We start from the raw sequence: 13652 nt of genomic DNA on the forward strand, positions 1-13652 counted from the left end.
CACTCGCTATGATTCTTGCCTGAAACGCCATTGATAAACACGCTTGCGCAAAGCGCAAAACGTTTTCTTTGCGCATCACTTTTTCCAAACGAAAAGGCAGACTGCGCTGCCCTTTCCCCATCAGAAACTTTCGTCGTTTGATTCTTCAAACGGAACTTTTTCGACTTCCGCGTCTTCCTCGAAGCTGTCCAGTTCGTCCAGCTCGTCGATATTGTCGTCCTCCAGGACGATCGCACTGGTATCAAAGTGCGTTTCGTTATACGTATGCCGTGACCGCAGATCCCACTTGTTGTTGCCCAGGGACGTAAAACGGTTGTCCAGCATCATCGACGTGTAGAACGAGGCGATTTTCCGTTCAGCCACATTTTCGGAATAACCCATGATTTGAGAAACCTCATCCCACAGCTTGTTGAAGGTGACGCTGTTTTTCTTTTTGCTTAACAGTTGATAAGCAACATCAGTCATTGAACGATTTGACACTTTGAAACAGTCCTTTCTTACATTTTTTCCGGTGCGCTGACGCCGATCAAGGTCAGTGCGTTGCGCAGAGTTATTTCAGAAGCCTTCACCAACGCCAGACGTTGGGCGCTTAATTCCAGGTTCGTCCGATCCAGAACTTTGCAATCGGCATAGAACGTGTGGAACAGCTGCGCCAAACGGGTGATATAATTGCACATTTTGTGCGGCTGGCGGGTTTTGGCGGCATCCGCGACCGTGGATGCGAACTCGTTGATGTGCTTAAGCAGATCGAGTTCCTTTTCGTGCGTGATCAGTTCGTAATGATCCGCAAGCGCGATGTCCGCTCCCGAACGCAGAATCGAACACATCCGCGCGTGAGCGTATTGAGCATAGTAGACCGGGTTTTCGTTGGTCTGCTTCTTCGCCATGTCGATATCGAAATCCATGTGCGTATCCGCAGCCCGGGAAACGAAGAAGTACCGGACGGCATCGACGCCCGCTTCCTCCACCAGATCTTTTAAAGCAACGGCTTTGCCGGTCCGCTTGGACATCTTAAACTCTTCGCCGTCTTTCACCATCCGGGCCATCTGGATGATGTCCACTTCCAGATCGTCTTTATTTTTGCCCAGCGACTGCACCGCCGCCTTCAGCCGGGCAATGTAGCCATGATGATCGGCACCGAAGAAATCGATCAGCTTATCATAGCCACGGTCAAACTTGTCGACATGGTACGCGATATCCGGCGTCAGATACGTATAGCTGCCGTCGCTCTTGACGAGCACGCGGTCCTTATCGTCGCCGAAATCGGTTGTGCGCAGCCACAGAGCGCCTTCGCTTTCATACGTCATGCCCTGAGCTTTCAGCGTGTTCAGCGCTTTGTCCACCATACCGCGGTCATAAATGCTCTGTTCACTGGTCCAGACGTCAAACTCAACGCCGAAGGCCGCCAGATCGGCTTTCAGCTTCGCCAGCTCGGCCTGCAGTCCGTATTGGCGGAAAAAGGAATAAGTTTCTGCTTTATCCTTATGCGCCAGCTCTTCGCCGTATTCCTGTTTGAGATCCTGCGCGATTTTAATCAGGTCCGGGCCGTGGTAACCGTCTTCCGGCACCTCCGCCTCCATCCCGCACGCCTGCAGATAACGTGCCTGCAGCGACAGCGCCATGTTGCGGATCTGATTGCCCGCGTCATTCACATAGTATTCACGCGTCACGTCATAGCCCGCAAATTTCATCAGCCGCGTGACGGAATCGCCCATCGCCGCGCCCCGGGCATGGCCCGGATGCAGATCACCGGTCGGATTGGCCGAAACATATTCGACGTCCACCTTCAGTCCCTGGCCCGCGTCGGAACGTCCGTAGTTTTCATTTTCCTGCAGCACGACGCCGATCACCGACGCCAGACTTGCGCTCTCCATAAAGAAATTGATGAAGCCCGGACCCGCGATTTCACATTTGGCAATCGAGCCCTGCTTCAGATCCAGATGATCGATCAGCTGCTGCGCGATCATCCGCGGATTCTGCCGCAGCTGCTTTGTCAGCCGCATCGCCGCATTCGTCGAGTAATCGCCGTGGATCTTTTCCTTCGGGATTTCGATGACGACGTCGCCGCTCTCCCAATCCAGATCAAAAGCCTGTTTCACCGCGTTTATGATGCAGGTTTTGAGGTTTGTTTCAATTTGATTCACGCTTCTGCCTCCTTAAAAAACCATTCGATCTGGAAGCGGTCGGACGGCTGTCCCGCTTCGCCGATTTCATACGCGACGCGCCAACAGTCCTCCGTTTGTTCCAGAAGGGTCGTAAGATTGCCGATTTCAAAAACACCGAACTCCGTTTGAATACGGGATACGGACCGTTGATGAAGCACCAGAAACATCGTGGATACGGCTTCACCCTTGCGTTGGATCGTTATGCTTTGACTTTGTATTTCAACCCGGACCGGACAGCCCGAAGGTTCTTCGGTGTAGAAAAGCTGATTCCCGCCGACGACCTCGCAGGCACATTCGCACAGGCATTCCGCCCGGCCAGTGTTCAGATCTGTTCGTACGACTCGAACTTGTTTAGGTTTTGAAATCATGTTTCTTTTTCCTTTATTCCCTATGATTATAACGGTTGTTGAATAGTTGTCAATAGTCAATTTCAATAAGTTTAAAATTCTTTCTACGGGCCACAATAAACCTGCGAGGTGATGGACGATGAAAAAACTGATCACAGCCGGATGCGTCCTGACGTTATGCGGATTACTGGCACTTTTGGGCTTCTACGGCTACGCTTATTTATCGTATGTCCCGCTGCTGGGACAGGACAGCCGGATCCGTCTTTATAATAACCAGGGCGGTTTAATTTATGAATCGACCTACCAGAAAAACAGCGAATGGATAAATTTGGAGGACGTCCCGCAGACGATGATCGACGCGGTGATCTCGATTGAGGACCGGCGTTTTTATCACCATTACGGGTTGGATCCGATCCGAATCGCCAAAGCGGTGCTGGTCAACGCTGAAAACGGCGATATCGTGGAAGGTGGTTCGACGATCACCCAGCAGCTGGCGCGCAACCTGTTTCTGACGCTCGATCAAACCTGGTCGCGAAAGTTTCAGGAAGCGGTGTATGCCGCGAAGCTGGAGATGCATTTCTCCAAGGATCAGATTCTCGAAACCTATCTGAACACCATCTATTACGGGCATGGCGTCTACGGCATCCAGAAGGCCGCCGCGTTTTTCTTCGGCAAAGAGCTGGACGACTGCACCTTAGGCGAAATGGCGATGCTGGCGGGAATTCCCAACGGGCCTTCCTTATTCTCCCCTTTTATTTCGATGGACAACGCCCGTTCACGGCAGGCCGTCGTCTTGCAGGCGATGGTTGACAACGACAAGCTTTCCCAAAGCGAAGCCGACAGCGCAAAAGCGCAGCCGGTGCTGCTGGCGGACTTTTCCACCCAGAAAATCATGGGCTCCAGCGGGTATTATAAGGACGCCGTGCTGACGCAGCTGAAAGAGATGGGCTTCCTCGATCAGGAAACGCTGGAAAAGGGGCTGAACGTCTATACCTATCTGGATCCGCAGATGCAGACGATTTTACAGGACGCCGTCGACGATCACATGCCCGATACCGATCAACAGATCGCCGGATTAATTCTGGAGCCGTTTACCTTCAACGTTCTGGCGATGGTCGGCGGCCGGGACTACACGACCTCCCAATACAACCGCGCGCTATATTCCACCCGGCAGGTCGGCTCGACGATCAAGCCGCTGCTTTACTACATCGCCCTGCAGCAGGGGTTGTCTCCCTCCTCGACCTTTCTTTCCACCGCGACCCAGTTTCAGATCTCCCAAAGTGTGTTTTATGCCCCGACCAATTACCGCAATGTCTATCCGGAAAAGGAAATCTCGATGATCAATGCGATCGGCGTGTCGGATAATATCTACGCCGTGAAAACGCATTTGTTTCTGGGCATGGATCTGTTGGCGGACGGTCTGGCCGCCTTCGGCATCGAATCTGAGGAAGCCACGGCCGCGATGGCTTTGGGCGCGACGCATTTCCCGCTGATCGACCTGGCGAAGATTTACAACACGTTCGCTTCCGAGGGATTGGTGGACGAGCCGTCGATGATCCGGTTAGTCACCGATAACGCCGGCAACATCCTCTACCAACGCCAGGAAAATCCAAAACAGCTGCTGCACCGCGATGAAACGCTGATGCTTTCCCAGCTGCTGCGGGCGCCGTTCGATATCAAAAATCTGCAGGTGATGACGCCTTCCCTGTTGGGCTACGAGCCCTATACAACGACGGCCGCAAAGTCCGGATCCAGCGACTGGGACAGCCTGATCGCCGGGTATAATCCGCAGATGACCGTCGTGCTGTGGAGCGGTTATGATGAAAATGAGAAACTGGAAACCAACGAGGAACGGCGGGTGCCGAAACAGATCTGGAAGCAGATCTTCAACACCGTTTATCCCCAGGATTCCCCCGGCCCCTGGTACACGCTCAGCCCCGCGCTGGAGGAACGGCGCGTGGATCCGATCAGCGGACAGTCCAGCTCTGCCGGTTCGCTCTACTGGTTCCGCCGCACTGATCCGTAAGCGGAACGCCGTCTTTCCTGGACGGGTTATTTCTGAAATGATTGTTAACGAAAAAAAGGAAGGCGATTTCTGGAACCTTCCGTTTTTCTGCAACATAGTCTGGGGCAGGAGGAATTGCGATGATCCGAGGGTTATGTACCGGCCTGGCCGGCATTCTGACACTTTTTGGACTTTGGGCAGCGATGAACTGGCCCGCGTTGTTGTGGGCGAATCACAGCGCGGGCATGGCATGTTTAACCTGTCAGATGGCGCTGCTCGCCTTTCTGTTATACCGGCATGAATAAACGGCGGCGGCAGGGAATCCACTCGACTTCCGGGTCCGGCCGCAAGACCTTTCCCCACTGCGTCAGCTGCTTTGCCAGCTGATCGCGCAGGTATTCGTAATCCGCGCAATATGCGCTAGGGAGTTGGGCGCTGATCCAGGCTTCCTCGCCGATCCAGACAAACCGCAGGCCGCCGGCGTCGATCGGAGTCCCGGCCTTGTTCGCCAGCTGATTCCAATGATGAATCTGGGCGATGGCTTCTCCACGCCGGGCTACTTCGGCTTGCTTATAAGTCAGAATCCGAACTTCGAGCCGATGGATCTGAAGCTGGGGATCGATCTGACACCGCAGCACGCCCACGCCCGTTCTTTCCTCATCCTTCTCCCATTCGATCCGGCATGCGCCCTCCCTGCATCGGCCGGACTTTTTCCTTTTTCCAACAGGATTGCCTTCCTGAAAAAAGCCGCCGTCAGAGACAGCCAGCCCTGAAAGTGATCCGCAAGGAACCCCGATCCAGCCGCTGTGAAAGCCCCACAGCCACATCAGGCGATGATGAAAACGAAGGCTCAGCCGCAGTGCATCGGGATTTTCATCGAGAATGCCGCCCACGATCAGCTGTTTTTCGACCTTGCTGATAACGCCGATGACGTCCAGATTTCCTTCTTTTACCTGAAAGCACCGGCGAAATGAAGCGGGAAACGTTGGATCCAGAAAACGGGGATCGTTCACCCGCCGCTGCCCGGCCTCGCTCCGGTATTCTTTTTCCGTCAACCATTTCCACCGCATTAAAAACTCCCCCTTTTTTCACATCTGTCAATTAAATCAGACATTTTATGACAGCGAAAAAACGAAAGGAAAAGCCCTGTTTCCAGAAAATTTCCGGACTTACGGGGCTGTCAGGGAAAGTCTACTTTTTGTGTTTGATCCGCAGGAATGGAAAACCGCGCGGATCGTCAGCCGTATTATATCATGATTTCCAGCTTTTGGAATCTTTCCGCAGAGAATTTTACAGGCTTACCGGCCCGGAGGGTCACTCTCCATTTCCCGCGGATAGTACATCCGCAGATCATTCTTGGATTCCCCATGCACCAGTGCCGCCGCGATGACCGAGGCATCGGATAATTCCTCAATCGTGCCGTCCTGCATCAAAACCCAGACCATCGAATTTTCATTTCCCTGATAAGGCTGATACGGCCGTTGGCGGACTTCGTCTACGGTCAGGTAATACGTCGGATCCCAGCCGTTTTCCACCAACCGTGCACGCATCGCTTCCAGCTGATCGTGCGTATGGATTTCGCAGGACTGAAACAGATCGCGGTCCAAAAGCCGCCGCGCCAGATCCGCCGCGATCGGATCTGCGCATTGCCGCAGCAGCGTAAACCCGTAGTTGCAGGCGGATTCATCCATCAGAAAATGATCCTCGACGCTGACGCCGCGTCCTGAGAGGAATGCGTTGAAAATTGGAATTTGTTCCAGAATCGGACTGTCCTGATCCCGCAGCTGTTTTAACCGCGAAAACATCAGCGCGAGCATCGACTCAAAGCTGCGCGATACCGGATGAAAATAAACCTGCCAGTACATGTGATAGCGGGCCATAATGTAATCCTCGACGGAATGCATGCCGCTTTCCTTGACGACCATTTTATGATCGCGCACGCGAATGGTCCGCAGGATTCGTTCCAGATCAAATTCCCCGTATTTCGTCCCGGTGAAGTACGCATCCCGAAGCAGGTAATCCATCCGGTCGGCGTCCAGCTGACCGCTGATCATCTGAACAAGAATTTTATTGGGATGGGTGTGGTCGATCACCGCCGCCACCTTTTCCGGCAGCGATGGGCTGCAGCGGACTAACGCGCGATGGACTTCCGTGTCTTCCAAAATAATCCGGCGCGTCATTTCCTCATGCCTGGCGATCGTCACCGATTCAAACGCATGGGAGAACGGACCATGCCCCAGATCATGAAGCAGACCGGCGGCCATGACCGTAATCTTTTCCTCCTCGCTCAGCGTTTCCCGCAGATCGCGGACTTCCTCGACCATCCGCCGGGCGATCTCATACACCCCTAAAGAGTGCGCGAACCGGGAATGCTCCGCGGTATGATAAACCTGAAACGCCCCGCCCAGCTGCCGGATCCGCTTCAGCCGCTGGACCTCGCGGCTGTTGATGCAGTCCCAGATCACTTTCAGATCAACGTGAATATAGCCATGAATTGGATCGCGAAGCACCTTGACTTCGTTGAGTTTCTCAAACATTGTTTTCCACCTGGCCTTTCTGCTTTTATTTTAAAGGTTTCCCCGGATAATTACAATTCACGAGCGGTCGAAGTTGACGGTTTGTTGTATAATGAAACCAAATCGAAGAAAACCGGCAGGACCGGCTAAAAAAAGGAGGACTTTTTATGACGACAATCGGCTGGATCGGCACAGGCAATATGGCATCGGCGATCATTCACGGCATTACTCAGAAAACGCAGGCTTATGCGATGGCGGCGTATTCGCCGCATTTAGCGGAAAAGACGGATTTCCCGGCACAGAAGCTGAATTCCTCAGCCGAAGTGGCAAAGGTCAGCGACGTTTTATTTCTGGCGGTCAAACCGGTTAAAATGGCGGAGGTGCTCGCCGAGATCAAACCGGCGCTGCGGCCGGAAACGCTCGTCGTGACGATCGCCGTTTCTTTGACGTTGGACTGGTACGCCCGGCGCCTGGGTGAAAACGTCCATCTGGTCCGCTCCCTGCCCAACACCTGCGCGGCTGTCGGGGAAGGGTTTACCGCGCTGACGTTTAACGCCCAGGTCACGGAATCGGAAAAGCAGCTGGCGCTTTCCTTATTGGCCATGACCGGGAAAACCGCGGTGATCGAGGAAGCGCAGATGAACGCGGTATCCGCCCTGACCGGCAGTACCCCGGCTTTGATTTATATGATAATTGAAGCGATGGCCGACGCCGCGGTCAAACACGGAATTCCGCGCGCTCAGGCGTATGCGATGGCAGCCCAGGCCGTGAAAGGCGCCGGGGCGATGGTGAGCGAAACCGGACTGCATCCGGGAATTTTGAAGGATCAGGTCTGTTCCCCAGCCGGCAGCACGATCGTCGGCGTGGAAAAAGCCGAAGCCCTGGGCTTACGTTCAGCCATGCTGGAAGCGGTCGACGCGATCATTGAAAAAACAAACCAGATTTCCGGCTGATCCCTTTTTACACAATCAGAAAGTTTTATACTGTAATTGAATATAACTAACCGCAGTCAAATTGATATACTTAATGCGGTGATAAGGATGAAAGAGAAAAAAAAGAAAAATGGTTTTACTTTGATTGAATGCATTGTCGTTGTTGCGATTCTGGTGGCCTTGTTAATCATGCTGGTCCCCAAGCTGACCGGTTTCACAGAAACGGCAGCGGATACCGCCGCATTGAATAATCTGAAACAAATTGATAAAGCGTTTACCGCCGCCGACATCAAGGCCCGCGTTCAGGAAGGCTATCTCCTTAATCAGAACAGCGAAGTTCTCCTTCCTTTTAACTCTGCCATGCCGGGAGGCAATCAGGAATATGAAATCAGAGTTACCGAATTAATCGAAGAAATGATCGGAGAGGAACTCGCAAAACGATATTCAATTCTTTACGGGCAAACGACGTATCTTATTCAATATTATACAAGTGAGAAATTTAAATCCGATTATTATACCTATGAAAACGGTACCTATTTAAAGTGTGAGGCTGCCGGTTCATGCAAACCGTTATCCTTTCGTGAAGAATAACGAAAACATTCCGGTCAACGGGAAACGTGGATCGGAATGTTTTTTTATTTGCACACGTTAATCCACGCTTGTGCCTGCGCGATTTCATACAACCGGTCCGGCGTCAGCTCGATCGCGCTGTTGCCGCTGCCGCAGGCCGGAAACACCGTTTCAAACCGTTGAAGCGATTCATCCAAATAAACAGGAATTCCCGGACGGATGCCGAACGGACAGACGCCGCCGACCGGATGACCGATTACCGGTTCCACTTCCTCATAGCTTAACATTTTCGCTTTCACATGGAAAAACGCCTTATATTTCGCATTGTCGATCTTCTGATCCCCGGCCGTCACGACCAGCACCGGCTGATCCTGCACCCAAAACGACAAGGTTTTCGCGATCCGCGCTTCCTCCGTACCCAGCGCTTTGGCCGCTAACGCCACCGTTGCGCTGGAATGCTCCAGCTCAATGATCTGATCGGCGCAGCCCCATGCTTTTAAATATTCCCGGGCTTGTTCAATCGCCATAACATCACTCCCAATCTGTTTTTAATCCTACCTCACTTTGAAGGAAGACGCAAGAATTGACGAAATACGATATCAGGTTACATTGAAACATCACGCTTCTGCAATTAAAAATCTCAGCCATTTTACATGTACAGATATTTAATAATTAAGAATTCCGTCCCCGCTTTCGCTGCGGGCGTTCTGTCCGTGGTATCGTTTGATGCATCGGTTGGGTGGGCAGGAATTTTTTTTTATGCTTTTTTAATTATCAGTTAAGGAACTACGGAAATAAACTCTCATGCTAAGAAATTCTTCAATCAGTGGTTACATTATCGTCTGTTATTTCTCAACATGCATTTTATCTATTGGAAAAACAAGCGTAAACGTCGTGCCTGCGCCCACTGCACTTTCAACCTGAATCTCAATCTGATGCCGGACGGCGATTTCTTTTGCGATTGCCAGCCCCATTCCGGAGCTGCCGCGCTCAATTCCTTTTCCCTGCCGGTAAAAGCGTTTAAAGATATTGGAAAGAGCTTCCTGATCCATGCCTGCGCCTTCGTCCTGAATCACAATTTCTCCGCGGTCGGTCTGATAATAATAAATAGATTTTCCTGATTCTGTGTATTTAACCGCGTTATCCAGAATCAACATCAACAACTTGCGGATCAGCTCATAATCGCCCAGGATGACGAAATCATTCTCCGGCGGCTGCGTGACAAACTGAATTTTCTTTTTCATCGCCATGCCGCGGGCGCTCATCGCCGTATCGGACATCACCTCGGAAAGATGAACCGGCTCCTGTTTAATTTTAAATTCCTTGGTTTTCAAGGTTGAGATCATCAACAGGTCCTGAATCAGTTTCTGCAGGTACTGACTTTCCGCCAACATCTGCCGATAGTAGGCGGCGACATCCTGAGGATTCTTGATCACCCCGTCCGCCAGCGATTCCAGCGACCCGCGAATCACGGTCACCGGTGTTTTTAATTCATGCGAGATATCCGCCAGGAAATTATCGTGCATTTTCGCTTCGTTTCTCTGAATTTCCTTGCTTTTGCGCAACTCAATCGCCAGCTGATCCATCGAATAGGCCAGCTGTCCGATTTCATCCTTCTGATGGATATTCGTTTGAATCGACAGATTGCCATGCGCCAGCTCGTTGGCAATCTGCGTGATTTTCCGGATCGGCGCGGTAAAATGAAAGGACATGAACACGCTGACTAACAGAAGCAGCAGTAAAACGACCAGTGTCAGCCCGAAAAGAAAACGGTTGATCTTCGACTGCATCGCCGCGGAATCGCCGGCCTGATGCAGGATCAGAAGAACACCGACAGTTTCTCCCTGATTATTATGAATCGGCGCGGCCCCGGCGATGATATGCCCTTCTTCCGTCGGAAACTCAAGACAGGAGCTTTCTCCCGCCAGCGCTGAATCCCGGACGGTTTCCGCTTCCGGGATCAAAGTGATATCGTTTTTCTGAATCAGCTGATCTTCGTTTAAGTACAGATATTCGCCATTTTGATCGCACAGGGAATAGCTGTAATCGCTGATATCGGAAAGCAGGGCCAGACTGTATTCCGCATTTCCCGTATCCCGAACCGCCTGGATAAAGTTATCCGGCCGCGTGTCTTCCGGAAGCATGCGTTCAAAGGTTTCCGCCGCGTTTTCCGCGCCGCGGAAAATAATATCGACGTGATGTGAATTCAGAACGTCGGCAGTGAAGTGCGAAAAATTATACACCAGAATCACCGCATAGCTCAGAATCACGGCGCTGAACATAACGACCAGCTTACTTGTCAGCTTGCTCATGCTTTTTTTCCTCATAGGCAAAACTGTACCCTACGCCCCAGATCGTTTTGATGGAGAAGCAGGGGTGCGGATATTCGTCCAGCTTGGCGCGCAGCCGCTTCACGCAGGAATCCACCGCCCGGTCATAGCTTTCCCCACTGTATCCCCAAACCAGATCGAGAAGAATCTCGCGGGAATACACCCGGCCGGGATGAGAAGCGAGCAGCACCAGCAGCTCCATTTCTTTCTTTGTCAAATTGATCGGCTTGCCGTCCAGACTGACTAAATTCCGGCTTTCCTGAATCATTAAATTGCCATAAACGAAATCGGCCTGTTCCGGATTGTCCTCTGTTCTGCGCAAAACCGCGCGGATCCGTGCCATCACCTCCTGACAGGAAAACGGCTTGAGAATATAATCGTCAGCCCCGATATCCAATCCCATCACGCGGTCCTGATCGGCTGTCTTGGCGGTAATCATCAGGATCGGCACCCGGGATACTTTGCGGATACACTGGCAGACCTCAAAGCCGTCGATATCCGGAAGCATCACGTCTAGAAGGATGACATCCGGCTTGTAATTGGTAAAATAGGTAAGTCCTTCCTGACCAGTATGCGCGATTACCATCGTGTAGCCGGCTTCTTTACCATAATGATATAAGATGTTGCAGATCGATTCGTTATCATCCACTATTAAAATCGTTTTCATGTTTGTTCTCCCGTTTTTATTATAACAAACAACAGAATTGCGTCAAAACTGTGTCAAAAACAAAATATTTTCAACACATTGTTAAATTATTATCTTGTTGCATTGTAAGAGGAGGAAAGACAATGAAAAAGCTTCTTAAACTGGCTTTATGTCTGGTGCTCGCTGCTTCAGCCGCCGGCTGCGGCAACAACGGCGACGCCGGCACGCCAACCCCGGATACCTCAGCCGCCGCGCTGACGCCGGGAACCTATACTGCGACCGTCACCGGCCACAACGCGCCGATCACGATTGAAGTGACGGTCAGCGATCAGGCGATCGAATCAATCAACGTCGTTGAATCGTCGGAGACGGCCGGAATCGGCACCAATGCAATGGAAAAGCTGACCGATGAGATCATCGCCAACCAAACCGTCAATCTGGATACGATTACCGGAGCGACGATCACCAGCGCCACCTTTATTTCCGCGGTCAAAGACGCGCTGACTCAGGCTGGCGCAGATCTGAATACCCGTTTCAACACCGAAGTCGCGGCGGAAGCACTCAACGACAGCTATGACTGCGACGTGCTGGTCATCGGCGGAGGCGGATCCGGCATTACGGCCGCCGTACGGGCCGCTCAGACCGGAGCGAATGTCATCTGTCTGGAAAAGAACGGCTTCATCGGCGGCGATACGGTCTTAAATGCCGGCACGATGGTTGCCACCAATTCCCGGATTCAAAAAGAAGTCCTGAATGAAACGCAGGATTCTTCCGATTTGTTGTATGAAGATATCATGAAGGTCGGATTGGAAAAGAACGACCCGGTGCTGGTCAGACTGCTTGCGGACAACATCGGCGAGTGCATCGACTGGCTGACCGACGATTTAAAAATTGCTTATGACGCGGCCGCAACGCAGTATCCGGATCATTCCGCTTCCCGGCAGATCGGCGTTGTCGGACGTTCCGTTTCCTTCCTGGATCAGATGCAGACGCTGCTGGCACAAAATCATGGTCAGCTGTTCACCGATGTGCGGGCATCCAAGCTTCTCACGGATGACAACGGCGCGGTGATCGGCGCTGTGGGCACGGATGCGGCAGGCAAGGAAGTCACCTTCAACGCGAAATCCGTCGTCCTGGCGACCGGCAGCTTCGGCGCGAACCAGGAGCTGCTTCCAAAATCGCTGGATGGATATCTGTTCTATGGCCGCGACAGCGACACCGGCGATGGCTTGGTCATGGGTGAAGAAGTCGGCGCGGCGACGATCAATCTGGATTTAGTCAAGGTTTACGCGCAGGGTGTTGAAAAGCTCCCGACCAAGGGGTTAGCCGCCACCGCCAGTTCGACGGCAGCGACCAACGGCCACGGTGCGATTTATGTCAACTCCAAGGGTGAACGCGTAGTCAGCGAAGTCGGCACATTAAGCGACATCACTAATGCTACCGTGGCTCAGGAAGATAAAATTCTTTATCTGGTCATGGATGAAGACGCCTATGCCGCCTATCTTGCCAAATCTGTGGAAGATAAGTTAATCCCTTCGGAAGCTTCGATCGAGGACTGGTATTCAGTTTCCAACAATGGCAAGCCGATTATCGTCAAAGGTGAAGATTTGAGCGCGCTGGCAGGCCAGATGGGCATCGACGCAGAAGGCTTAGCCGCGACGGTCGCTAACTACAACGAGATGTGCGCCGCCGGAAAAGACACACAGTTTGACAAACCGGATCCGGTAGCTTTAAAAGAAGGAACCTATGTCATCGTCGAACAGAAGCCGCGTTTCGCAACGACGCTGGGCGGCTTAAAAGCAAACGAAAATCTCCAGATTGTGGATGCGGAAGGCAATCCGATCGCTAATCTCTATGGCGCAGGCTGCGTTGTCGGCGGCGCGAACGGCGCGGATTCCATGACGGCGATGATGCAGGGATGGGCCAATTTCTCCGGTTATACCGCAGGCACAAACGCTGCGAAAAACGCGGGTAAATAAAGGAAGTCCCCACGCTGTTTCATTTCTGTTATTTCCAGATCAAAACGACAAAACCAGACTGCCGCAGTCATCGCACTGTGCCGGTCTGGTTTTTTAATTGTCAGCTTGTGGACGTCAGATTATGTTTTACAAAGTTTTGCGCAAACCGATTCTTTTGTGAAA

At 52.2% G+C, this 13652-nt stretch carries 13 protein-coding genes; 5 read left to right on the forward strand and 8 right to left on the reverse strand.

Annotated elements, in window-relative coordinates; translation table 11 throughout:
• Window positions 1–120: 120 nt before the first annotated feature.
• Genes rpoE through AC5OW4_RS00085 form a run of 3 tightly spaced genes read right to left on the reverse strand, consistent with a single transcriptional unit; the run spans window position 121 to window position 2533 of the window.
• Window positions 121–465 (reverse strand): DNA-directed RNA polymerase subunit delta, encoded by a 345-nt coding sequence (gene rpoE / locus AC5OW4_RS00075; RefSeq protein WP_072683145.1) that lies wholly within the window; start codon window positions 463–465, stop codon window positions 121–123.
• Window positions 466–497: 32 nt separating this feature from the next.
• Entirely contained in the window at window positions 498–2144 is a 1647-nt protein-coding gene (gene argS, locus AC5OW4_RS00080) for an arginine--tRNA ligase (protein ID WP_072683144.1), read from the reverse strand.
• Complete coding sequence (locus tag AC5OW4_RS00085; protein ID WP_072683143.1) at window positions 2141–2533, reverse strand: YwiB family protein; 393 nt, start codon at window positions 2531–2533, stop codon at window positions 2141–2143. Before AC5OW4_RS00085 ends, argS begins: the two co-directional genes overlap by 4 nt.
• 118 nt (window positions 2534–2651) lie before the next feature.
• On the opposite strand from AC5OW4_RS00085, the gene AC5OW4_RS00090 reads away from it, so the two are divergent.
• Window positions 2652–4538: a transglycosylase domain-containing protein gene (locus AC5OW4_RS00090; protein ID WP_072683142.1), complete on the forward strand. Its 1887-nt coding sequence runs from the start codon at window positions 2652–2654 to the stop codon at window positions 4536–4538.
• Between the two features lie 119 nt (window positions 4539–4657).
• A complete protein-coding gene (locus AC5OW4_RS00095) occupies window positions 4658–4822 on the forward strand; it encodes a hypothetical protein (protein WP_159432745.1) in 165 nt (54 codons plus the stop codon).
• On the opposite strand, the gene AC5OW4_RS00100 is transcribed toward AC5OW4_RS00095, so the two are convergent.
• Together AC5OW4_RS00100 and AC5OW4_RS00105 are read right to left on the reverse strand one after the other, a co-directional pair.
• Window positions 4805–5587: a hypothetical protein gene (locus AC5OW4_RS00100; protein WP_072683141.1), complete on the reverse strand. Its 783-nt coding sequence runs from the start codon at window positions 5585–5587 to the stop codon at window positions 4805–4807. The two genes, AC5OW4_RS00095 and AC5OW4_RS00100, sit on opposite strands and share 18 nt — an antisense overlap.
• Before the next feature lie 228 nt (window positions 5588–5815).
• Entirely contained in the window at window positions 5816–7054 is a 1239-nt protein-coding gene (locus AC5OW4_RS00105; protein ID WP_072683140.1) for an HD domain-containing protein, read from the reverse strand.
• A gap of 146 nt (window positions 7055–7200) precedes the next feature.
• Here AC5OW4_RS00105 and proC point away from each other — a divergent pair, with 146 nt between their 5' ends.
• Entirely contained in the window at window positions 7201–7986 is a 786-nt protein-coding gene (gene proC / locus AC5OW4_RS00110) for a pyrroline-5-carboxylate reductase (RefSeq protein ID WP_072683139.1), read from the forward strand.
• Between the two features lie 87 nt (window positions 7987–8073).
• Complete coding sequence (locus tag AC5OW4_RS00115; protein ID WP_072683138.1) at window positions 8074–8556, forward strand: type II secretion system protein; 483 nt, start codon at window positions 8074–8076, stop codon at window positions 8554–8556.
• A gap of 44 nt (window positions 8557–8600) precedes the next feature.
• On the opposite strand, the gene AC5OW4_RS00120 is transcribed toward AC5OW4_RS00115, so the two are convergent.
• The 3 genes from AC5OW4_RS00120 to AC5OW4_RS00130 form a co-directional block, all read right to left on the reverse strand.
• Window positions 8601–9062, reverse strand: coding sequence for a YbaK/EbsC family protein (locus AC5OW4_RS00120; protein WP_072683137.1), 462 nt, complete (start codon window positions 9060–9062; stop codon window positions 8601–8603).
• A gap of 318 nt (window positions 9063–9380) precedes the next feature.
• Window positions 9381–10847 carry a sensor histidine kinase gene (locus AC5OW4_RS00125; RefSeq protein WP_493676490.1) on the reverse strand — a complete coding sequence of 489 codons (1467 nt, stop codon included), beginning with the start codon at window positions 10845–10847 and terminating at the stop codon, window positions 9381–9383.
• The gene (locus AC5OW4_RS00130; protein WP_072683135.1) at window positions 10828–11532 is read right to left on the reverse strand and encodes a response regulator transcription factor; all 705 of its coding nucleotides are present in this window, start codon (window positions 11530–11532) and stop codon (window positions 10828–10830) included. The genes AC5OW4_RS00125 and AC5OW4_RS00130 overlap by 20 nt, the downstream gene beginning before the upstream one ends.
• A 122-nt stretch (window positions 11533–11654) precedes the next feature.
• Here AC5OW4_RS00130 and AC5OW4_RS00135 point away from each other — a divergent pair, with 122 nt between their 5' ends.
• Entirely contained in the window at window positions 11655–13490 is a 1836-nt protein-coding gene (locus AC5OW4_RS00135) for an FAD-dependent oxidoreductase (protein WP_072683134.1), read from the forward strand.
• The last annotated feature ends 162 nt before the right edge of the window (window positions 13491–13652 follow it).

The sequence above is a fragment of the Holdemania sp. genome, from assembly GCF_986127675.1.

Coding starts and splice junctions, on each gene's coding strand:
- AC5OW4_RS00095 (WP_159432745.1), top strand. CDS start 4,658: ATGATCCGAGGGTTATGTACCGGCCTGGCCGGCATTCTGACACTTTTT.
- proC (WP_072683139.1), top strand. CDS start 7,201: ATGACGACAATCGGCTGGATCGGCACAGGCAATATGGCATCGGCGATC.
- AC5OW4_RS00090 (WP_072683142.1), top strand. CDS start 2,652: ATGAAAAAACTGATCACAGCCGGATGCGTCCTGACGTTATGCGGATTA.
- AC5OW4_RS00100 (WP_072683141.1), bottom strand. CDS start 5,587: ATGCGGTGGAAATGGTTGACGGAAAAAGAATACCGGAGCGAGGCCGGG.
- AC5OW4_RS00115 (WP_072683138.1), top strand. CDS start 8,074: ATGAAAGAGAAAAAAAAGAAAAATGGTTTTACTTTGATTGAATGCATT.
- AC5OW4_RS00105 (WP_072683140.1), bottom strand. CDS start 7,054: ATGTTTGAGAAACTCAACGAAGTCAAGGTGCTTCGCGATCCAATTCAT.
- AC5OW4_RS00120 (WP_072683137.1), bottom strand. CDS start 9,062: ATGGCGATTGAACAAGCCCGGGAATATTTAAAAGCATGGGGCTGCGCC.
- rpoE (WP_072683145.1), bottom strand. CDS start 465: ATGACTGATGTTGCTTATCAACTGTTAAGCAAAAAGAAAAACAGCGTC.
- AC5OW4_RS00125 (WP_493676490.1), bottom strand. CDS start 10,847: ATGAGCAAGCTGACAAGTAAGCTGGTCGTTATGTTCAGCGCCGTGATT.
- AC5OW4_RS00135 (WP_072683134.1), top strand. CDS start 11,655: ATGAAAAAGCTTCTTAAACTGGCTTTATGTCTGGTGCTCGCTGCTTCA.
- AC5OW4_RS00130 (WP_072683135.1), bottom strand. CDS start 11,532: ATGAAAACGATTTTAATAGTGGATGATAACGAATCGATCTGCAACATC.
- AC5OW4_RS00085 (WP_072683143.1), bottom strand. CDS start 2,533: ATGATTTCAAAACCTAAACAAGTTCGAGTCGTACGAACAGATCTGAAC.